The 283-nt window shown below is 62.9% G+C and carries 1 protein-coding gene; it reads left to right on the top strand.

Features of this window, described 5'->3' with window-relative positions:
- Positions 1 to 283 (top strand): adenine nucleotide alpha hydrolase family protein (locus PQQ95_RS36570; protein ID WP_459251999.1); only part of this gene is annotated, 283 nt, incomplete at both ends.

Below are 283 nucleotides of genomic sequence, written 5' to 3' on the forward strand. Positions count from 1 at the left end.
TGAGTCGGGCGAAGAACTGCAGCCGCTGGCGGTTGCAAAGCTGCTCAAGGCGCTGGTCGACAAGGAGCAGCCTGGGCTGGTCATCCTCGGCAAGCAGGCCATTGATGACGATTCGAACCAGACCGGCCAGATGCTGGCTGCTTTGGCGAATCTGCCGCAAGCCACGTTTGCCTCGAAGGTTGTGGTCGCTGACGGTAAGGCTACGGTGTCGCGTGAAGTGGACGGCGGCGCTGAAACGCTGTCGCTGTCGCTGCCGGCTGTGGTCACCACTGACCTGCGCCTG

The sequence above is a fragment of the Paraburkholderia caffeinilytica genome (assembly GCF_046030355.1).
Lineage (GTDB): Bacteria > Pseudomonadota > Gammaproteobacteria > Burkholderiales > Burkholderiaceae > Paraburkholderia > Paraburkholderia caffeinilytica_B.